Genomic DNA, 20875 nt, shown 5'->3' on the forward strand with positions numbered 1-20875 from the left:
GCCGGGTCCGACAGTCCAATCCGCCGCCCGGCTCAGCGGGAGAGGGCGACCAGGCTCAGGAAGAGGTGCATGGACTCCACGTGCCAGAACGCGGAGTGCGCGCCGGTGAACGACAGCCCTCCGGCGCGCCGGTAGCGCCAGCTCGCGTCCACGTTCACGATCCGCGACCCGAGGTCGGCCCGGCGGTAGTCCTCGTTCGCGGGACGCAGCCGGATCGAGGTGATCTCGCCCGCGGGGGCCTCGGCGCCGACACTGCCGATGCCCGGCGTGCCCTCCGCTTTCCGGTGCCAGAGCCCGGCCGCATGGTCGGAGTCGGACCGCGTCAGCACGATCGGGCAGTTGATCGGCGCGTCTCCGAGCAGCCTCGGGAACGCCGTGGCGAAGGCGTCCGGCGGCGCGGCCATCTGGAAGACGAGCAGACTGTCGACCGTGTAGGGGTAGGCGGCGTCGCGCCAGGGCCAGTCCAGCGTGGGCGGGCGGCGCGGGTCGGCGGCCTCCTGGATCGCCTGGCAGAGGAAGCGTCCGCCGAACGAATGACCGGCGCAGTGGAGGTACTGGCCGGTGGCGCTGCGCAGGCGGGCGGGGCCGCGCGCCGGGGGCCGCCGGTTCCGGTTCAGATAGCCGAGGAGCTGCGCGATGACGGTGGCGGCCTCTCCTTGCGTGGTCATCGCGTGCGCACGATCCCGGATCCGCTCGTACCCCAGGCGGTTCCACGCGCTCATGGACGGCCAGCGGACGATCACGTTGTACGGACGGTAGGCGGCCAGCGCCGGATACCGGTCGGGGGCCGTCTCCCAGCGCGACCGGACACCGTCGAAGAACCGCCGCGCCTTCCGCTGCGACGTACGCCATCCGTGCACGAAGACGACGACGTCGGTGGCCTCGCGCGGAACGCGCACATGCCGGTGGAGCGTGTCGGGGACCGCGCGGGCGCCGACCGGGCGTCCGGTCTCCGGATCCAGGAGCGAGCCCCGCGCATCGAGGTCGAGCAGGACGGTCACACGACCTCCAAGGTCTCGGCGGGCGCCAGGTGCGTGTCGAGCCCTCGATAGAGCGAGATCGCCAACCCGAGCGGATTGGCGTAGTCCAGCAGAAGGCGCCGTGCAAGCAGGTGCACGACGTCTCCGATGCGGGTCCCGCGCTCGAAGAACAGCCGGAAGAACTCCATGGCGTAGTCGCGGGCGAACCGCGGCGTCACGTCGACCTGGGGGCCGACCAGGCAGTTCGCGCCGGCGCCCAGCAGCAGTTTGCCGAACGACGGGTGGTACATCGAGCCGAGCCGTCCGCCCTTGCAGGCGTTGAAGAAGATCACGGGTCCGGAGCCGAGCCGCTGCCCGCCCAGCCAGCCGGCCAGGTCGCTTTCCGAGACGGCCTCCCCGTCGCCCAGCTCGAACTTCGTCGGCCCGGAGCCGCCCTGACCATCCGATGAGGCGTGCAACCCGAAGTAGCTGATCTCGTCCTCCAACTGCCCGTTCCGGTAGGCGCGGGCCAGGGAGTGCCAGTCGCTGCGGACGTCCGTCCGCCGGGCGTGCTCCCGGAAGAAATCGATCATCGGTGCGACGCAGCGGGCTCTCGGGAAGTCCTCGTCCAGCCGGGGATCGACGTTCATGCCCACCAGCGGCCGGTCTCCCGCCCGGCACAACCGGGAGTCGAACTGCGCGTCCCGTTCCGTCACGTGTTCGAGCAGGTGCCGGCATCCCCAGAAGCCCAGCGGGTCGCAGTCGGCGTCGGGGTCGTAGAAGTCGGCTTCCGAGTCCGTCGGGGTGTAGAGCATCGCCCAGGGGATCGACAGCATGTCCGCCCGGACCCTGATGCGCTGCTGCCCGGTGTTGAGCGCGTGGACGAGGACCTCGGAGATCTCCGCCATCTTCTCGCCGTCCTGGAAGAGGTGCCGGAACAGCAGGGTGCCCTTCCAGGCCAGCCTGCGCCTCATGTTCTGCTGGTCGGCGACGGGGATCACCCTGGAGACGTCGAAGTGGTTCTCGAACGGATACTCGCCCCGCTCGCCCTGGTAATAGGAGATGACCTGTTCGTCCCAGGTCTCGATCACCTCCCGGACGGTCTTCTCGATCACCTCCCTGGGCTGGCGCAGCATGCCCTCAAGCTCGCCGCCGCCGTCCTCGCCGAACCCCGTCCATCTCATGAGCAGCCGGAGTCGGTCGCCGAACTGGTCGAAACGCAGCTCTATCGTGCGGCTGCGGCACAGCTCGTTGGTCGGGATGCGGCGCTTGCTGTTGTCGTAGGTGGAACGGAAAGGGGGGTCTTCGGTCATCGATGCGTACTCGCTCCGGCTTCCGCTGTCACGTCGAAGTCCCCCGTGATCTCGTGCAGCAGGAACCCGGTCCTCGCCTCGTACACCCTGACGCGCACGGCCAGCGCGCCGGGATGCCCGGGGGTGAAGGCGAAGGTGAGCGGCCGGTCGATCCCGTCCGGCGTCAGGACGCCGGTCCGCGACGCGGGACGCACGGGCAGGTCCCCGGCCAGGACGATCACCCGCATTTCCAGCCGCGAGGGGATCGGTGTCGCCTCGCCCCCCTCCTGCCAGCTGATATCGACGCCGAGCGTCTCGGGGCCGTCGGCGTGCATCGGCTCGTCGCGCTCGCGCCGGGCGGTGACGAAGAGCCCCGGCAACTCGTCGTCCCCGGCATCGGCGGCGACGGGCGGTCCGTCGTCCGCGCGGGGCCCGGCGATATGCCCGGGCACCGGACCGAGCGCCCGCCGGACGAGCCGGGCGCGGAGCCGGCGGCGCATGGCCCTCGCCGCGACCTCGTCGCCGTGCCGTGCGAAGAGCCGCTCCGCGCGGCGATAGTCCTCCAGCGCCCCGGTGAGGTCGCCCGCCTGCCGGCGCGCGTCGGCGAGCAGCGACAGCGTCACCGCGAACGAGTAGGTCTCGTGCTCGGTGAACCACCGCCCGGCCCTCTCCAGGGACGAGATGGCGGCACGCTGGTCGCCGAGCCGCAGCAGCACCTCGCCCCGGATCTGCGCGAGGCCCGCGGCCTGCCGCCGCGCGCCGACGTCGGGCACCTCGCACAGGATCCGCTGCGCGTCGTCCAGCTGCCGCACGCACTCCTCGGTCTGCCCCGCGTACAGGAGCGCCCGCGCGTAGGCGAGCCGGGCGCGCACCCGCCCGATCGGACGTCCGATCCGGTCGAAGGACCGGACCGCCCGCCCGGCGAGGGTCGTCACCTCCTCGGCGTCCGGCGTCCGTCCGTGTCCGCGGGGCCTGGACGCGCGGCAGTGCAGGTACAGCTCGACGCGTTCCCCGTCGAGCGCGGCCCCGTCGGCGAGTTCCTCGCGGCACAGCACGCGCGCAGCGTCCAGCGCCCGCTCCGCGACGGTCACGTCCCGCCGCCGTCTGGCGCGGCGCGCCTCCAGCACCCCCGCGAGGATGCGCGATGCGGGTGGCTCGTCGGAGCCGAGTTCGGGGACGGACGCGCCGGACACCCAGCGGCCGGCGCCGTGGCCAGTGCCGCGTCCCGCGCGCGCCTCGTGCTGCACGGCGCACAGGAGCAGCCCTTCGGCGCCGACCTCGGCGTGGGCGTCGGTGGGGGAGACGGCGCGGATGGCCTCGTCGGCCTCCCGGTGCAGGCCGATCTCGTGCAGCGCGTGGCCGAGCCGGCGCCCCACCTCGACGCGGCGGGTCCCCGACAGCGGCATCTCCTCCAGCGAGCGCAGCTCACTGATGGCCAGGGGGTAGTCGGTGACCGTGCTTAGGTAGCCCGCCCGGGCGATCCGGACGTCGATCTCCCCCTCGACGGAACCCTCCGTCCGCGCGGACTCCACGGCGAGGGCGAACGCCTCGCGGACGGTCTGGTGCCGGACCGGGGAGGCATAGCAGTCGCCGATCCGCGCCGCGATGTGCCGGCAGGCCGCGTGCGCCTCCCGCCGGTGCGCCTCGTGGACGGTACGGACGAGGTTCCCGAACTCGGCGCGCACCCACGCGGGCAGATGATCGGCGATCATCGACTCCCAGCCGGGGATCTCGGGGAACCAGGTGTCGGGCGCGTCGTCGGTCCAGGGCGGCTGGATCTCGGGAATGTCGAGCCTGGCGAGCACCCGCAGTGATCCTGTGAGGTAGGCGTGCCGGAACCGCGACCGGGCCTGGACGAGCCTGGCGCGCGTGATGTCGCCGCAGGCGATCTGCCGCCTGGCGAAGAGCCGCATCAGCGGGCTGAGGCGGTAGCGCGCGAAACCGGCGACGTCCTGGCCCTGGATGTCCAGGAGCCCGACCCTGCTGAGGGACGTCATCAGGTTCCCCGCCTGGTCGGAGCCGATGCCGAGCAGGGGTTGGAGCACCCAGGGGACGAACGTCCGCGACTCCGGGATCGTCAACAGCAGCAGAGCCTCGCGCTCCTCCTGCTCCAGGTCGGCGTACTCGCTCTCGAACCGCTCCGCCACGTCCCGGCCGCCGTAGCGCAGGAACTCCAGCCGCCTCCCCTCGTCGCGCAGATGCGCGAGGGTCGGCTCCAGCCCGTGCCGCCGCGACCGGTCGGCGGCCACCCGCAGCGCGTTCGTCTGGCGACCGCACAGCTCGACGGCCTCGGCGACGAGATGGGGCGGCGGCGGGCCGTCCGTGCCGGCCGACCAGCGGAAGATCCGGGTCGCCTCGTCCTCGCTCGGGACGCCGAGGGCCACGGTGTGCTGCGCGCGGCCCGCCATGAGGCCGGCCCTGCTGGTGATGATGACCGTGCAGCCGCTCTCGGCGGGCAGGACGGCCAGGACCTGCTCCAGGCTGCGCGCCGCGTCGAGCACGATCAGCATGTCCCGATGGACGGTCACGGCGCGGAACATCCCCGCGAGCGACTGCGCGTCCAGCCCCTCCAGTTCCCCTTTCGTGCGGCCGAGTTGCCGCAGCAGGTCGTACAAGATGTCCCGGGGCGGGCGGGGCCCACCGGCCGTTCCCATGTTGGTGAAGAGCTGCCACTTCCCGTAGCTCGGGCCGATGCGCAGCGCGAGCTGCTGGGCCAGCGCCGTCTTCCCGACCCCCGGGGGCCCATGGATCGCCAGGACCAGGGGCGTGCCCGGCGGATGGTCCCGCCTCCAGGTGTCATGGTGGTCCGTCAACTCCCGGAGCTGCTCCTCCCGGCCGTGGAAGGAGGGCAGCTCGATCCGCTGGGGCCGCGCCACCGGCACGAGCGGGGTCTGCCGGCTCCGGAACGGGACGAGCCCGAGCAGGAACGCGCCGAGCACCAGTGCCGCGAACTGTAACTGCGGGTCGGGCAGCAGCAGCTGGAGGGCGAGTGCCGCGACCGCGACCGATCCGGTGACGACGTCCCACAGCCGCGGCGGGGAGGCGAGGCCCGGCCGGCGCGGGAGACGCCACCGGCGGGGGAGGCGGCCGGTGCTGTGCCTGCGTCGCCGCCGGCTCTCTCCCCAGAGCCGGAGCTTGGCCGGCCGGACGAACCATAACCGCGTCCGGTGCCGCGCCTGGGTGGCCAGCGACCATCCCCGGATGTACTCCAGCTGAAAGTAGGACGCGCGTACCTCGCGCAGCAGCCTGCGGCTGTCTCCGTAGCGGGCCCGGACCTCGTAGGCCAGCGCCAGTTCCATTCTGGCGTGTGTCCAGATCAGCAGATCCCCGCAGTTGCTGAACGTCTCCACGGACTGCCGCAGGACGCGCACCGCCTCCCTGGCACGCTCGCTCCGCAGGTAGAGGCGGCCGAGTTCGTACTGGCAATGGGCCACCCCGAAGCGATGCCTGAGCTGCGTGAACGCGTCCAGGGACTGGAGTGCGTACCGCTCCGCCGCCTCGCGTTCGAGCCGCTCGATCGCGATGCCCGCGCGCAGGTGGTCGATCCACGGGGTGTACAGGGACTGCCGGCCGCTCTTGGCGATGTGCTCCTCGGCCTCGTCCAGGATCTCGAAGGCGGCGGGGTGGTCCCTGCCGATCGAGAGCACCCGCGCGTGCGTCCACAGCACGGCGGGCAGCAGGTGGCCGCACTCCGCCGGGTAGGTCTCGCAGTGATGCCTGGCTTCGAGGCAGTCCTGGAGCGCTTTGATCGCGTCGTCCGGTGCGCCGCGCGTGCAGAGCGCCATGGCGTTCGCGAGCAGGGCGTGGACCTGCTCGGGACGGTTCTCCAGGACCTGCGCCATCTTCACCGCCTCCGCGGCGTGCTCGACGGACGCCTCCAGCCGGTTGCGGTGCCGTTCGATGCGGCTGAGACAGCGCCGCGCCTGGGCGATGCTCGCCGCGTCGTTCAGGGCGCGGTAGGCCAGGTCTTCGGCGACGAGGAGTTCGCCCAGCTCCGCGTACAGCTCGGCGAGTGCCGCGCAGGCGAGGGCCTCGTCCGTGCGCTTCCCCTCCGCCCGGGAGGCTCCCATGGCCTCGCGCATGGCGTAGATGGCCAGGGTGAAACCGCCGTGCTCCTGGAGCAGTTCGTCGAGGCTCTGGGTCCGGTCGTGCGGTGGCTGCGGAGGGCCCCCGCCCTCCGGCCCGGCGGGCGAGGAGCCGCTGCGGCGAGGGCGCTGCGGCGTGCCGCGCAGCAGGGCGGCGTACTTGAGGACGGTCTCCTCAACCCGGTACGACGTTGCGGCGGAGTTCGGGTTGTAGCGTTCGATCAGCCCGGCGTCGGCGAGCCGCGCGGCGAGGCGCCCGGCGTGCCGCTCGTCCGTCCCCAGCACCCGGCTGAGCATCCGCGGCGTGAAATGCGGGCGCTCCAGCCTGTACAGGGCGCTCAGTGCGTCCTGCTCGTTGCTGGTGAGAAGCGCGTAGACGGCGTCGAACCAGCGAGGCTGCTGGTCGTCGCCGTGCCGCAGCAGGGAGACGGGGACTCCGGCGGGGGGCCGCGCCTGGGACAGGACGAGTTGCAGGGCCCAGTTCGGCCGGCTGGCCAGGGCCGTGCCCGCCATGCGTAACGCCAGCGGTTGCCCCTGGCACTGGCGGGCCAGCGCCTTCGACTGGTCCAGCTCGTTGTCCACCCGTTGCGCGCCGATCGTGTTCCGCAGCAGGTCGAGGGCCTCGTCGTGGCGGAGAGCCATGAGCGAGATGTCGGTGGCCGGGGAGCCCGCCAGCCGGGGCCTGCGTGGACAGGTCGCGATCAGCAGGCTTCTGGGGCCGCTCGGCAGGAGCGGTGTGAGATCGAAGTCCGGGCCGACGTCGTCGAGCACGATCAGCACTCGGCCCGAGGTCAGCTCGGCATAGCGTTTCCTGAGCGCGGCCTCGCCGGACGGCAGTTCCTCGTCGGGCTTCTTCAGCGCCCGGACGAACTTCTCCAGGATCTGTTCGGTGAGGTCGGACGGATTGTCCTCGTGCCATACCCGCATGTAGAGCTGACCGTCGTGGAACTTGCCGGCGACCTGGTGCGCGAATGTGATCGCCAACGCCGACTTCCCGATTCCGCCGGGGCCGTGGATGATCGCGATCGATGTGCGGGACCGGCGCGCGGGCGGGAGTTCGTCTTTCAGCCTGCGGATCTCGTCGACCCGCCCGACGAAGACGGGTGGGGCGGGCGGGAGTTCCCGGGGGACGAGGTATTCGTGTTCGGACGCCTGGGGTTCGGTGGCGCCGAAGGGGACGACCGTGTTCAGCGATTGCATCCGCGAGCGGATGGTCATGCTGCTGAAGACGAACATGACGAGGACCAGAATGGCGGTGATGTAGAGACTTTTTTCACGGGGGAGCGAGGTGGCCGCGAGCAGAACTAAGAGGATCAGCGGCAGCGCGACTATGAATCGGATATTTCGCCCAGAAGGGTCGCCACCAAACTCTGTCTTCATCAAGACCCCCGTTGACCGATCGTGCCCCAATGGTGAGGCATCGAAGGCCGGATGTCATCGTCACAGGAAGGGCGTACAAGAAGCTGTGCGATTTCGGTTCAGGTGAATCGAGCGGGGATCGTGGCCGAAACCGGGACGTGCTCGGGAAGATCACTAATAGCCGCGCTAGACCGGCCCGCGCGCCGCCTGCTGAGAGCTGAGAAGTGCGCTGAAGAACGTTTCAGCCTCCCCCCGCCGCAGGTCCAGGAGCAGTGTCATCAACTCCTGGGCGGCCTGGTCGCGCAGGGCCGCCATGTCCGGCGCCGCCGATCTCGCGATGTCGGCGTCCTTGCGTTTCCACGTGACGTAGGCGTCGTGCACGACGATCTCGGTGTTGCGGAGCATCACCCAGAGTTGGTCCCAGTGGTAGAAGGAGCGCAGCGCGGTCAGCACCGAGATCGTGACTCCGGCCAGGGCGAGGACCACCGACTTGCCGTCGTACTTCAGCCCCGCGGCCAGGGGCAAACCCGCGCCGATCAGGATGACCAGGATGCTGGTCACCCGGAAGAAGCGCCGGTGCCACCGCGCCCGAAGATCGTAGAAATCGCGGACCTTGAGCGCGTACGCCTCGACCGACGCGGGGAAACCCGCGTCCGGGGGCACCAGGGGCGGCTGGAATTTCGGTGGTCCGGAGGAACGCGCGAGTCGCATCCAGATGTTCCGTTCTCCGCGGGCTATCGGTGGTTCTCTCCACTCTCATACACTCTTGGAACGTACCCATCGAAGAAGAACTCGTCAGCGAGTCTCACGGCGCTTTCCTCCTGCGCCGCCGAGCACACCGCGAACGCGATCACCATCGCCGCGCTTTCACCGGGTCGAACGGGGCAGGCGCGAGAGCCAGCCGTCCAGGACGCCGTAGGCCGTCCGCCGCGCCTCGTCCCCGGACAGGAGCACGTCGTGCACGGCGTCCCGCACGACCTGGACGGTGACGTCCGCGCCGAGGCGCGGCGCCAGCCTCCTGATCGCCGCGACGTCGAGCACGCAGTCCGAACGGCGCAGCAGGGCGGGCGACGCCCGGCGGCCGCTGCTGCGAGAACTGCACAGCACCAGCACGGGCACCGTGATACCGAGACCGGCGTGCACGGTCCGCTGCCCTGCGTGGACCGCCGCGAGCCACCCCAGCCGCAGCCGGGTGCCGCTCGTCGACTTCCAGTCCTCGTCGAAGTCCCATATCCCGTCATGGGCCCGGTGCAGGCTCCGCGGATAACGGGGGGACATCTGTCCGGGAAAGGCCGCCAGCGGCCGGCGGCTCGCGGCCCGACTCAACAGCGGATCCAGCACCGCGCGCATCGCCAGCGGCACTCCGCTGCTGAGGAACGGGCTATTGAGACACAGCGCGGAGACAGGCCCTCCCGGCTCCTGCACAGCCAGCCATAATGCGCTGACGAGCCCGCCCATGGAGTGGCCTAAAAGGAGAACGTCGTCATGCCCGTCCCCCTCTGATACGACCCGTATGGCGGCGTCGAGGTCGTCCAGGTAGTCGCTGAGGGAACGGCAGTGAAGCCGCGTTTGATGAGGGCGCCAGGAACGGCCGCACTTACGCAGATCCAAGGCGTAGAAGTCGCGTCCCCGCGCGACGAGGAAATCCGCGAGTTCGGTATTGAAGAAGTAGTCGTTGTATCCGTGCAGGCACAGGACCGCGCCGGCCCCTCCACCCGGTGCCGCCCGCCGGACGAGGGTCGCGCACACGGGCCCCTCGCCGTCCTCGCCCATGGGCAGCTCGATCGCCTCATAGCCGGGCCCGAGTACGTCGGGCCGCGCGTCGGACCATGGGCTCACGACCGCAGCCTAGGCGAGAAAGGGAGTTCGCGCCCAGGAGGTCCTTCCCCTCTAGGGCGCCGGATGCAGGACGGTCGTGAACCACCGGCTCCAGTCGAGTTGGGGCTTCTGGAGCTGGGCGAGGTGGAGTGCGGTTTCGAGGGCCCCTTGCAGTTCGCTCTCCCCGGCATGACCCCCCGCCAATGCCGCCAGTTCCCCCAGGACATGCGGGTAGAGGACGGCGGCATGGCCGGGCGGGACGGCATCAGAACTGCCGAGGAAGGCCACCGGACGGTCGAGGCTGCGTCTCAGCGCCCTCGTATGGGCCGCCGAGGCGCCGTCCTCGCAGCCGAGGACGATGACGCGGGTGCGCAGACCGGTGCCGTCGGCGCCGCGCAGGTCGGTGAGGTCCAGCCCACCGACCAGCAGGCGCGTGGACGCGGAGTGGCAGTGGTCGTCCAGGAGGACGACCGGTGCCGTCCGGATGGCCTCCCGGCGGCGGTCCGGGTTGTCGGTGACGCACAGGTGGACGTCCAGCGCGGCGAGCCCGGAACACTGCTCGTCCACCGTGCGGAGGCGCCGGGCGATCCCGGTGGTCCGGCTGCGGGTGACGAGTGCGACGGGCAGGGGGCGCGGCAGCGCCCCGTTCGGAGCGGGCGCGACGCGCGGAAGGAACGCGGGCAGGTGCGGCAGCAGGTGTTCGGCCTCCCTGTCGTGAACCTTCACGTTGAGGGACCCGGAGCCGTCGGCCCTGACCTCGCACTCGATGGTCAGGACGACGTCCGCCAGCGGATCCTGCGGCTCGCCGTCCGGCTCCCGGCCGCTGTCGATGACCCCGGTGACCGTTCCGGTGAGGGCGGTGATCGTGCCGACCGTGATCCAGGCCAGCACATTCCCCTGTAGGTCGGTCGCGATGTTGACCGCGACGCCCAGCGCGGACGCCGACACGGCGGTGGCGAGGCCGACGAGCAACGGCCGGACCCTGCGGCTCATGGCCGCGCCCTGGCGAGCCCCTCGCGGGCCCGCGCCATGATCTGTTCCAGCCCGCCCGCGGATCCCTCGGCGTCGAGGACGGCGGCGAAGATCGTCTCCGCCTGATGCAGGTCGCCGTCCCGCAGGTAGAGGAAGCCGAGGTTGGTCCCCGCCCGGAGTGTCGCCGGATGGCCGGGCCCGAGCGTGCGGATGCGGACGTCGCGGACCTCCCGGAGCCGGGCGAGGGCCTCGTCCAGCCGTCCGCGATCGGCGAGCAGCGCGGCAAGGCCCGCCTGCGCGACGAGCGTCTGCGGGTGGTCGCCGCCGAGGATGGCGCGGGAGCGTTCAAAGGACTCCCGTAACAGCGCCTCAGCCCTCTCGGGCTCCCCGAGATCGCGCTGCACCGCCCCGAGGTTGGCTTGGAGGGCCAGAGTCCTCGCGTCGTCGGGCCCGAAGGACCCCACGGCGGTCTCCAGCGCCTTCGCCGCATCCCGGGCGGCCTTCTCCAGCCGTCCAGCGCCGTGCAGCGCCACGGCCAGGTTCCCGCGGATGACCGCGTCCGCCGGACGCCCGCTCGCCGCGGCCGAGAGCGACGCCCGGAGCTGGTCGGGGCCGGCGAGCCCGCGTTCGAACCGGAGAGCGGCGAGGTTGGCCCGCACGCGGCGCCCCACATCCGCGGAGGAGTTCTCCAGGGCCGCGGACAAGGCGGTGTCGGCGGCTTCGGGTCTGCCGAGCCCGCGCAGCGCCACGCCCAGATTGTTCCGGGCGATCACCGCCTGCGGATCGTCCGCCGCGAGCGAGCCCACGAGGTCGCGGAGGGCCGTCTCCGCCGCGCCGTACTCCGCTCTGCCGATCAACCGCAGCGCCTCGGCGTTGCGCCGCCCGACCCGGCGGTGGTCGGCCGTGATCCGCCACCGCCGGAGGCGGACGGCGAGGACGTAGACCATAGCGATCACGGCGGCGATGGCGATCGGCGCCAGCGCGACCCACGACCGGCCTGTCCGCGTGCTCCAGACGACCCCTGCGGTGCAGGCGAGGATGAGCACCAGTGCCATGAGTGCCGAGCGCCAGGGGGACTGCCCTGTCCCCCTCCCACTGAAAGGAGGAATGATCCCCGAGGCAGGCCGGGGTCGTGGGGCCGTGTAAGGCTGCTGCGGGATCGGCGCGGGCCGCGAGGCCATCCCGGCCCCCTCGGGCGGCCCCGTGTCGCCGCCCGGCCGCACCGCCGGTGGCGCCCGGTGCGTGCGGGTGGAGGTCGTGTCCCACTCGTCGTCGAGGTCGAGGTCGAGGTCGTCGTCGGCGTCACCGGTCATCCGGACCAGCGCGTCGGCGGTGGGACGGTCGGCCGGAGCCTTGGCCATCGCCGAGCGGAGCATCGGGAGCATCGCGTCCGGCACGCCGTCCAGGTCGGGCGTGCCACGCATGATGTTGAGGAGGATCGACTCGAACGGGCCGGAGCCGAACGGCGGCCGCCCGGTCGCGGCATAGGCGAGGGTGCCCGCCCATGCGTGCACGTCCGAGGGCGGCCCCGATGCGCCGCCCTCGATGATCTCCGGCGCGAGGTAGCCGCCGGTACTCCCGATCATGATGCCGGTGGCGGTCAGCCGGGTCGAGTCGGCGAACTGGCCGAGGCCGAGGCCAACGCCGACGATCATCGGTCCGCCGCTGGTCATCAGCACGTTGCCGGGTGTCATGTCGTGGTGGACGATCCCGGCGCGGTGGAGCGCCGCCATCGCCGACGCGAGGCCGGCGGCCAGCATCCACAGGTCCCGCCCGCCGAGCGGGCCCAGCGTCTCGACGGTCTCCTCAAGCGTCCGTCCCCGCACGTAACGGGTCACGATGTAGGGCAGGTCGGCGTCGAGGTCGGCGTCGAGAACCTCCGCGATGTGCGGTTCGCGTACCTGTCGGAGCGCCGCTGCCACGCGTCCCAGCCGGTGGCGCACCGTCTCGTCGATCCCGGGTGCGAGTACCCGCACCACCACCGCGCGATCGTCCGGGGCCGTCGCGAGGTACATGACGCCCATGGCGTCTTCGCCGAGCGTCCGGAGCACCAGGTAGCCGCCGATACGCATGCCCGGCCCCTTAAAGGAATGGTGATGGAGGGGTCTAGTTCAAGTTATCGCTTCTCATAGCCTTCGGGGGAGAGAACAATGGGTCATGCGGCCACCACGGCAGGCCGATGCAATCGCACAACCCCAACCCCTCGCTCCCGCACCGATAAGGCCGTGCCCGTTCCGGGGCGCGGATACGAGAGGGGAGGGGCATGACTTCCACGCATATCGACGCAGCGGCGGTGACGGAACTGCACACCGGGTTCGCGGGCGACGTCATTCAGCCAGGCGATCCCGGATACGACGAGGCCAGGACGCTGTTCAACGCGATGATCGACCGGCGCCCGGCCCTCATCGCCCAGTGCGCGAACGACGACGACGTCGTACGCGCGGTGCGGACCGGGCGCGACCTCGGCCTGGAGATCGCCGTGCGCGGTGGCGGGCACGGGGTCGCCGGCACCGCGCTCAGCGAGGGCGGCCTGGTCGTCGACCTGCGCCGGATGGACGCGATTACCATCGACCCCGAGGCCGGGACGGCCCGGGTCGGCGGCGGCGCGACGATGGGACTCATGGACCGCGCGACCGAGCCGTACGGCATGATCGTGATGGGCGGACGGGTCTCCACGACGGGTGTCGGCGGCTTCACGCTCGGTGGCGGCTCGGGCTGGCTCGAACGCAAGTACGGTCTGGCCTGCGACCACCTCCTGGAGGTGGAGGTCGTCACGGCGGCGGGCGAGAAGATCAGGGCGAGCGCGGACGAGAACCCGGACCTGTTCTGGGCGCTGCACGGCGGCGGCGGCAACTTCGGCGTGGCCACCTCGTTCACGTTCCGGCTGCACGAGTTGGCGACGGTGACGCTGGCGTTCCTGCTGTGGCCACCGGAAGCGGGCGCCGAGATCGCGCTGGCCTACCGCGACTGCATGGCGAACGCGCCCGATGATCTCGGCGGTGCGGCCCTGTACCTGACACCGCCCCCCGAGGAGTTCGTCCCCGAGGAGATGGTGGGCAAGCTGGCCTTCGCGACCCTGCTGATCTACGCCGGGACGGGGGAGGACGCGGATGCCGCACTGGCGCCGATGATGGAGCTCGGGCACACCGGGGGCGTCGTCCTGGAGATGCCGTACGCGGACATGCAGTGCATGTTCGACGACCCGCCCGGACTCCGGAACTACTGGTCGGCGGAGTACCTGCACGGGGTGCCGGACGAGGCGATCGCGGCGTTCGCGGCACGCGCGTCCGAGATGGTCGTGCCGTCACCGTCGCTGCACACCCTGCTCCCGGGCGGCGGCGCGATGGCGGACGCCGGCGCCGACTACCCGATCCCGTGGCGGAAGGCGCCGTGGGTCGCTCACCCGCTCGCCCTCTGGGAGGACGAGGCGGACGACGAGCGCGCCATCGCCTGGGTGCACAACGTGCGGGCGGCCGTGAAGCCCTGGTCGACGGGGGCGGTCTACCTGAATTTCATCGGGGACGAGGGCCGGACCCGGGTGAAGGCGGGGCTCGGCGCCGACAACTACCGGCGCCTCGCGGACGTGAAATCCCGCTACGACCCCGGCAACCTGTTCCACTTGAACCAGAACATCAGGCCGAACTGAAAAGCGGGCAAAGGCGTTTCAGGTCGCCGTATCGTTCGGTAACCTCGGGGACAGGCCGAGAGGCGCTGCAACGGGCTCCACGCCCGCCACGCTCGGCCCGACGGGCGGCTCGCGTCGTCCTCCCTGGACACAAGGGCGCCTCCCAGAAACGGGAGGTGGCCAGTGCACAAAAACGATGACGCGCTCCGGAGGCTTCTGGACCGGCGGATCGCGGTGCTCGACGGCGCCTGGGGCACGATGCTCCAGGGGGCGGGGCTCACCGAGGACGACTACCGGGTCGAGTGGCTCAAAGATCATCCGCGCGATGTCGCCGGCGATCCCGACCTGCTGAACCTGACCCGCCCGGACGTGATCCTGGACGTCCACCGGCAGTACCTCGCGGCGGGCGCCGACATCACCACGACCAACACCTTCACCGCGACGAGCATCGCGCAGGCCGACTACGGGCTCGAAGCGCGCGTCCGCGAGATGAACCTGCGCGCCGCCGAGCTGGCCCGCCAGGCCGCGGACGAGGCGGACGGCGAGCGCTTCGTCGCGGGTTCGGTCGGCCCGCTGAACGTGACCCTGTCGCTGTCGCCGAGGGTGGACGACCCGGCCTACAGGTCGGTGACGTTCGACCAGGTCAAGGACTGCTACGCCGAGCAGATGGCCGCGCTCGCCGAGGGCGGCGTCGACATCCTGCTGATCGAGACGATCTTCGACACGCTGAACGCGAAGGCCGCCATCGCCGCCGCCCGCGAGGTCGCCCCGCAGCTCCCGCTGTGGATCTCGGTGACGATCACCGATCTGAGCGGCCGGACGCTGTCCGGCCAGACCGTGGAGGCGTTCTGGCGCTCGGTCGAGCACGCCGAGCCGCTGCTGGTCGGCCTGAACTGCTCGCTCGGTGCCGAGGAGCTCCGCCCGCACGTGGTCGAGCTGGACCGGCTCGCCGGCACCTACACCGCCTGCTATCCGAACGCCGGGCTGCCCAACGCCTTCGGCGGCTACGACCAGACGCCGGACGAGACGGGCCACCTGCTCGGCGGGTTCGCCGAGGCCGGGATGGTCAACGCCGTCGGCGGCTGCTGCGGGACGGGCCCCGAGCACATCGCGAAGATCGTCGAGACGGTGGCGAGCATGGCGCCGCGCGAGGTCCCGTCCGTACCGGCGGCCACCCGGTTCAGCGGCCTGGAGCCGTTCGCGATCGGCGCGGACACCGGCTTCGTCATGATCGGCGAGCGCACCAACGTGACCGGGTCCGCGCGCTTCCGCAAGCTGATCGAGGCGGGAGACCACCAGGCCGCGGTGGATGTGGCGCTGGAGCAGGTCCGCGGCGGCGCGAACATCCTGGACGTCAACATGGACGCCGACCTGCTCGACAGCGAGCGGGAGATGACGACGTTCCTGAACCTCGTCGCGACCGAGCCGGAGGCCGCCCGCATCCCGATCATGGTCGACAGCTCGCGGTGGAGCGTGCTGGAGGCGGGACTGAAGACCGTCCAGGGCAAGGGCGTCGTCAACTCGATCAGCCTCAAGGAGGGCGAGGAGCTGTTCCTGGAGCAGGCCCGCCGCATCCGCGACTACGGTGCCGGCGTGGTCGTCATGGCCTTCGACGAGCGCGGCCAGGCCGACACCACCGAGCGCAAGGTCGAGATCTGCGGGCGGGCCTACGACCTGCTCACCCAGAAGGCGGGCTTCCCGGCGGAGGACATCGTCTTCGACCCGAACGTGCTGGCCGTCGCGACCGGCATCGCCGAGCACAACGGCTACGCCAAGGCGTTCATCGACGCCCTCCCGCTGATCAAGGAGCGCTGCCCCGGCGTGCGCACCAGCGGCGGCATCTCCAACCTGTCGTTCTCGTTCCGCGGCAACAACGTGGTCCGCGAGGCGATGCACTCGGCGTTCCTGCTGCACGCCGTCCGCGCCGGGCTGGACATGGGGATCGTCAACGCCGGGCAGCTTGCCGTCTACGAGGACATCCCCGCCGACCTGCTGGAACTCGTCGAGGACGTGCTGTTCGACCGCCGTCCCGACGCCACCGACCGGCTCGTGTCGTTCGCCGAGACCGTCACCGGCAAGGGCACCGAGCGCACCGTGGACCTGTCCTGGCGGGAAGCGCCGGTGGAGAAGCGGCTCGCGCACGCCCTCATCCACGGGATCATCGACTTCATCGAGGACGACACCGAGGAGGCCAGGCAGAAGCTTCCCCGGCCCCTCGACGTCATCGAGGGCCCGCTCATGGACGGCATGAAGGTCGTGGGCGACCTGTTCGGCGCGGGGAAGATGTTCCTCCCGCAGGTCGTCAAGAGCGCCCGCGTGATGAAGCGCTCGGTCGCCTACCTCGAACCGTTCATGGACGCCGAGAAGGAGGGGAAGCCGAACACCCGCGGCCAGGGCAAGATCGTTCTGGCGACGGTGAAGGGCGACGTCCACGACATCGGCAAGAACATCGTCGGCGTCGTCCTCGGCTGCAACAACTACGACGTCGTCGACCTCGGTGTGATGGTCCCCGCCGCCCGCATCCTGGACACCGCCGTGTCCGAGGGCGCCGACGCCATCGGCCTGTCCGGCCTGATCACCCCGTCGCTGGACGAGATGGTCTCGGTCGCCGCCGAGATGGAGCGCCGCGGGCTGCGGCTGCCGCTGCTGATCGGCGGCGCGACCACGTCTCGCCAGCACACCGCCGTGCGCATCGCGCCCGCCTACGAGTCGACGACCGTCCACGTCCTGGACGCCTCCCGCGTCGTGGGCGTCGTGTCGAACCTCCTCGACCCCGACCGGGCGAAGGAGCTGGACACGAACAACCGGGTGGAGCAGGAGCGGCTCCGCAAGGAGCACGAGACCAAGCAGCGCCGCCCGATGCTGTCGGTCGAGCAGGCCCGGCGCAACCGCGAGCAGGTGGACTTCGGTGATCTGCCGGTGCCCCGCTTCACCGGTGTCCGCGTCGTCCAGCCGGACCTGACCGCGCTCCGCGAGATGATCGACTGGCAGTTCTTCTTCCTGGCCTGGGAGCTGAAGGGCAAGTACCCGGCGATCCTCGACCAGCCGGTGGCCCGCGAGCTGTTCGACGAGGGCAACGAGCTGCTCGACCAGATCATCAAGGCGGGGACGCTCCAGGCCCACGGGGCCTACGGGTTCTGGCCCGCGCACTCCGACGGCGACGACATCGTCCTGGACAACGGCGAGCGATTCCCGATGCTGCGGCAGCAGACGTCCAAGCCCACCGGCCGTCCGAACCGCTGCCTCGCCGACTATGTCGCCCCGTCCGGCGACCACCTCGGCGGCTTCGCCGTGACGATCCAGGGCGCCGACGACCTCGCCGCCGGTTTCGAGGAGGCGGGCGACGACTACCGCTCGATCATGGTGAAGGCCCTCGCCGACCGCCTCGCCGAGGCGTTCGCCGAGTACATCCACCTGGAGGCTCGCCGCGCCTGGTTCGAGCCGGACGCCGACCCGGCCCTGGAGGACCTGCACGCCGAGCGCTTCCGCGGCATCCGCCCCGCGCTCGGCTACCCGGCGAGCCCCGACCACAGCGAGAAGGAGCTGCTGTTCGACCTGCTGGACGCGGGCCGGCTGGGCATGAAGCTGACCGAGTCGTTCGCGATGACGCCCGCCTCCAGTGTCAGCGGCCTGATCTTCGCTCATCCGGCCGCGCGGTACTTCACGGTCGGACGGATCGGGCGCGACCAGACCGAGGACTACGCGCGCCGCCGCGGCGTCCCGCTGCCCGACGTGGAGCGCTGGCTGCGCCCCAACCTCGCCTACGACCCGGAGTGAATACGGAGCGGGCGTGCCCAGCGGGCGCGCCCGTCCCGTACGGGTGGGAGCCTTCCTCATCTCTCGACGGTGGGGAGATAGCGGAAGCTCTTTTCTGGCAATCCACGCAAATGGAATGCGCAGTTTTGCGTGCCCTTTTCCGGCGTTGTAGCGTCCCATTGCGACGTGTCACCGCCTCCGCTGTCATTCGCTGATCGCTTCCCAGACGGGCGGTGACACGTCGTCTTCACCAGGCCAGATCGTGAAGCAGGGCCTTCACCACGTTCCGTCTCGCAGGGGCCTCAGCCGTCACGCGGTGACGCGCTCGCCCGAGCACGGTCAGGGGCGAGCCGCCAGGCGAGCCCCTGGGCCGGGGTTGTCCTAACACAAGTCCTAGGCCGATGGGACGTGCTGGATCGGGTCTCGCGGCCGACGCGGACGCGGTGGCCGGCGGAGCAGCATGGTCGTCATGACCACGACCCATCAGTCCCCGGTCGCCCGGGAGACGGCGGCGCGCACGGCGGGATCCACTCCCGGCTGGGCCGCGCTGCTCGCCGCGTCCATCGGGCAGTTCCTCGTCGTCCTCGACATCTCCGTCGTCAACGTGGCACTGCCCGACATGCGCTCGGGCCTCGGGCTCGGCGCCACCGGTCTCCAGTGGGTCGTCAACGCCTACTCGCTGACCTTCGCCGGGTTCCTCCTGCTCGGCGGGCGGGCCGCCGACCTCCTCGGGCGCAAGCGCGTCTTCGTCGCCGGCCTCGGCCTGTTCACCGCCGCCAGCCTCGCCGGCGGTCTCGCGCAGGACGCGGGGATGCTGGTCGGCGCCCGCGCCGTGCAGGGGCTCGGCGCCGCGATCATCGCCCCGGTGACGCTCTCCCTCATCACCGCCACCTTCCCCGCGGGGCCGGCCCGCACGAAGGCCATCGCCATGTGGACGGCCGTCGGCACCGCCGGCGGCGCCACCGGCGGGCTCGTCGGCGGGCTGCTGACCGACTACCTCGACTGGCGCTGGGTCCTGCTGATCAACGTGCCGATCGGCGCCGTCGTGGCCGTGATCGCCGCCCTGTGGCTCCGCGACGAGCGCGCCCCCGGGCCCCGTCCGCGCCTCGACCTGCCCGGCGCCGTCCTCGTCACCGCCGGGGTCGGCCTGCTCGCCTTCGGCATCGGCGAGACACAGACCCATGGCCGGACGGCCGCGCTCTCCCTCGCGGCGGGGGCGCTGCTGCTGGCCCTGTTCGTCGCCGTCGAGGCACGCGTCGCCCAGCCGCTCGTCCAGCTCCGGCTGTTCCGCCTGCGGAGCGTCGCGGTCGGCAACCTCGCCACCCTGGTCAGCACGATGGCCGGCTTCGCGCTCTGGTACTTCCTCTCGCTCTACATGCAGAACGTCCTGCACTACAGCGCGGTGCGCACCGGGCTGTCGTTCCTGCCGCACACCGCGGGCATCATCATCGGCTCCAAGCTCGCCCCCACCCTCATGGCCCGCATGGACGCGCGGCTGCTCGCGGGGATCGGCGGCCTCCTGACCGCGGCCGGTTTCGGCTGGCAGAGCGCCGTCCTGGACGTCCACGGCACGTTCCTCGGCTCCATCCTCGGCCCCGGCTTCGTCATGGCACTCGGCTTCGGGCTCCTGATGACCCCGCTGGTGGAGGCGTCCACCGCCGGGACGAGCCGCTCCGAGGCCGGTGCCGTCGCCGGCATCGTCAACACCTCCCGCACCATCGGCGGCGCCATCGGCCTCACCGTCCTCGCCACGGCCGCCGCCCGCTCCGGCGCCGACCTGACCGCCGGCTACACCACGGCCTTCCTCACCGCGGCGGTCATCACCGCCGCCGGCACGGCCCTGGTCGTCTTCCTGCCCCGCTCCCAGCGCTGAGGCCTGGACGTGGCACCGGTCAAGGAGTCACCAGGCCGGCCTGGTAGGCGGCGATGACGAGGTGGACGCGGTCGCGCCCGCCTGGAGCGAGCCGTAGATGTACTCGTCGTCATGAGCAGGGTGGACGGCGGCCGGGAGGGGTCAGCGGCTCGTGCCGGTACCGATGATCTCCAGGATCTGGGCGCGGTAGGCGGTGACGTCGCCGTAGATGGCGGGAGAGGTCGCGCAGGGATCGGCGGTGCCGCGGCTGGTCGCGCCGATCAGCTTCCAGGCTCCCGGCCCACCGGTCACGGCGGGCCCGCCGGAGTCGCCGTAACAGGCGCCCTTACCGCCGCCGCCGTTGACGCACAGCTCGGTCGCGCCGGTGATCCCGGAGCAGCGGTTGTCGTCGACGATGCTGGTATCGAGTTGCTGGAGGTTGACGGGTGCGCCACCGCAGCCGCGGGTCGCGCACGTCTGCCCCCAGCCGATGATCCTGCTGGCCACGCCGATCGGCGCGTCGGCGGCGATCTCGATGGGCGCCGAGGTCGCGGCGGAGGACAACTGCAGCAGGGCGACGTCTCCGCCGACCGCCCGCCGGGCGGCGACCTTCACGACCTCGCCGCCGGCGTTGTAGGTCTTGGTGCCGATGCGCACCTGGGCGGGCTGACCGCAGTGGCCCGCGGTGACCACCCAGCGCGGAGCGACGAGCGAGCCGCCACAGGAGTGGTTGCCGCCGCTGCCCTGGAGCGACGCCATGAACGAGTAGGTCTCGGTGGCGGGCACGCCGCCGACGATGCCGGAGGGGGGCGGCGGCTCGGCGCTCGCCATCGACGTGCCGGACAGGGTCATGAAGGCCAGGGGCACCGCGGCCAGTAGTCTGCGCTTTCTCATGAGCGGGGACGTCCTTTCACGCGAGCGGGGGGCGTGCCGACCGCAGGGCCCTGCCGGTCACCGGCCGCACGGCGGTTCTGGGAGCGGGTACGCCGCGCGACCGGTCACCCGACTATTGACCAAGAGTTTGGAAATTTCCATTTCCAGAATTTGTGCGAATCGGTCCAATAGAAGGAGGTGTGCGCTGAGAAGGGGGAACGACCTGCGAAAATTCCAGGGACCAGCCGGGGTAACTGAATTTTCGCAGATTTTCACATCCGGAG

At 71.3% G+C, this 20875-nt stretch carries 11 protein-coding genes; 3 read left to right on the plus strand and 8 right to left on the minus strand.

The window, feature by feature from the left end:
• Nucleotides 1-32 precede the first annotated feature (32 nt).
• The 7 genes from AMA02S_RS28440 to AMA02S_RS28470 form a co-directional block, all read right to left on the minus strand.
• Nucleotides 33-1001, minus strand: coding sequence for a hypothetical protein (locus AMA02S_RS28440; protein WP_067463873.1), 969 nt, complete (start codon nt 999-1001; stop codon nt 33-35).
• Entirely contained in the window at nt 998-2272 is a 1275-nt protein-coding gene (locus tag AMA02S_RS28445; RefSeq protein ID WP_067463876.1) for a hypothetical protein, read from the minus strand. The genes AMA02S_RS28440 and AMA02S_RS28445 overlap by 4 nt, the downstream gene beginning before the upstream one ends.
• Complete coding sequence (locus AMA02S_RS28450; RefSeq protein ID WP_067463879.1) at nt 2269-7572, minus strand: NB-ARC domain-containing protein; 5304 nt, start codon at nt 7570-7572, stop codon at nt 2269-2271. Before AMA02S_RS28450 ends, AMA02S_RS28445 begins: the two co-directional genes overlap by 4 nt.
• A gap of 309 nt (nt 7573-7881) precedes the next feature.
• The gene (locus AMA02S_RS28455) at nt 7882-8406 is read right to left on the minus strand and encodes a DUF4231 domain-containing protein (protein ID WP_067463882.1); all 525 of its coding nucleotides are present in this window, start codon (nt 8404-8406) and stop codon (nt 7882-7884) included.
• Between the two features lie 156 nt (nt 8407-8562).
• Complete coding sequence (locus AMA02S_RS28460) at nt 8563-9534, minus strand: alpha/beta hydrolase (protein WP_157430878.1); 972 nt, start codon at nt 9532-9534, stop codon at nt 8563-8565.
• Between the two features lie 51 nt (nt 9535-9585).
• A complete protein-coding gene (locus tag AMA02S_RS28465; protein WP_157430879.1) occupies nt 9586-10506 on the minus strand; it encodes a hypothetical protein in 921 nt (306 codons plus the stop codon).
• Nucleotides 10503-12557 carry a serine/threonine-protein kinase gene (locus AMA02S_RS28470; protein WP_067463888.1) on the minus strand — a complete coding sequence of 685 codons (2055 nt, stop codon included), beginning with the start codon at nt 12555-12557 and terminating at the stop codon, nt 10503-10505. Before AMA02S_RS28470 ends, AMA02S_RS28465 begins: the two co-directional genes overlap by 4 nt.
• A 191-nt stretch (nt 12558-12748) precedes the next feature.
• On the opposite strand from AMA02S_RS28470, the gene AMA02S_RS28475 reads away from it, so the two are divergent.
• The 3 genes from AMA02S_RS28475 to AMA02S_RS28485 all read left to right on the plus strand — a co-directional run bounded on the left by AMA02S_RS28475 (nt 12749) and on the right by AMA02S_RS28485 (nt 19739).
• Nucleotides 12749-14131 carry an FAD-binding oxidoreductase gene (locus tag AMA02S_RS28475; protein WP_067463891.1) on the plus strand — a complete coding sequence of 461 codons (1383 nt, stop codon included), beginning with the start codon at nt 12749-12751 and terminating at the stop codon, nt 14129-14131.
• A 162-nt stretch (nt 14132-14293) separates the two neighbouring features.
• A complete protein-coding gene (gene metH / locus AMA02S_RS28480) occupies nt 14294-17887 on the plus strand; it encodes a methionine synthase (RefSeq protein WP_245667881.1) in 3594 nt (1197 codons plus the stop codon).
• A gap of 448 nt (nt 17888-18335) precedes the next feature.
• The gene (locus tag AMA02S_RS28485; protein ID WP_067464536.1) at nt 18336-19739 is read left to right on the plus strand and encodes an MFS transporter; all 1404 of its coding nucleotides are present in this window, start codon (nt 18336-18338) and stop codon (nt 19737-19739) included.
• Between the two features lie 141 nt (nt 19740-19880).
• On the opposite strand, the gene AMA02S_RS28490 is transcribed toward AMA02S_RS28485, so the two are convergent.
• On the minus strand, nt 19881-20612 hold the full coding sequence (locus AMA02S_RS28490; RefSeq protein ID WP_067463897.1) for a S1 family peptidase: 732 nt from the start codon (nt 20610-20612) through the stop codon (nt 19881-19883).
• Nucleotides 20613-20875 lie beyond the last annotated feature (263 nt).

Origin of the sequence: Actinomadura macra NBRC 14102, assembly GCF_001552215.1 — a bacterium.
GTDB classification, from domain to species: domain Bacteria; phylum Actinomycetota; class Actinomycetes; order Streptosporangiales; family Streptosporangiaceae; genus Spirillospora; species Spirillospora macra.

Coding starts and splice junctions, on each gene's coding strand:
- AMA02S_RS28485 (WP_067464536.1), top strand. CDS start 18,336: ATGACCACGACCCATCAGTCCCCGGTCGCCCGGGAGACGGCGGCGCGC.
- AMA02S_RS28445 (WP_067463876.1), bottom strand. CDS start 2,272: ATGACCGAAGACCCCCCTTTCCGTTCCACCTACGACAACAGCAAGCGC.
- AMA02S_RS28450 (WP_067463879.1), bottom strand. CDS start 7,572: ATGTTCGTCTTCAGCAGCATGACCATCCGCTCGCGGATGCAATCGCTG.
- AMA02S_RS28470 (WP_067463888.1), bottom strand. CDS start 12,557: ATGCGTATCGGCGGCTACCTGGTGCTCCGGACGCTCGGCGAAGACGCC.
- AMA02S_RS28475 (WP_067463891.1), top strand. CDS start 12,749: ATGACTTCCACGCATATCGACGCAGCGGCGGTGACGGAACTGCACACC.
- AMA02S_RS28465 (WP_157430879.1), bottom strand. CDS start 10,506: ATGAGCCGCAGGGTCCGGCCGTTGCTCGTCGGCCTCGCCACCGCCGTG.
- AMA02S_RS28490 (WP_067463897.1), bottom strand. CDS start 20,612: ATGAGAAAGCGCAGACTACTGGCCGCGGTGCCCCTGGCCTTCATGACC.
- AMA02S_RS28455 (WP_067463882.1), bottom strand. CDS start 8,406: ATGCGACTCGCGCGTTCCTCCGGACCACCGAAATTCCAGCCGCCCCTG.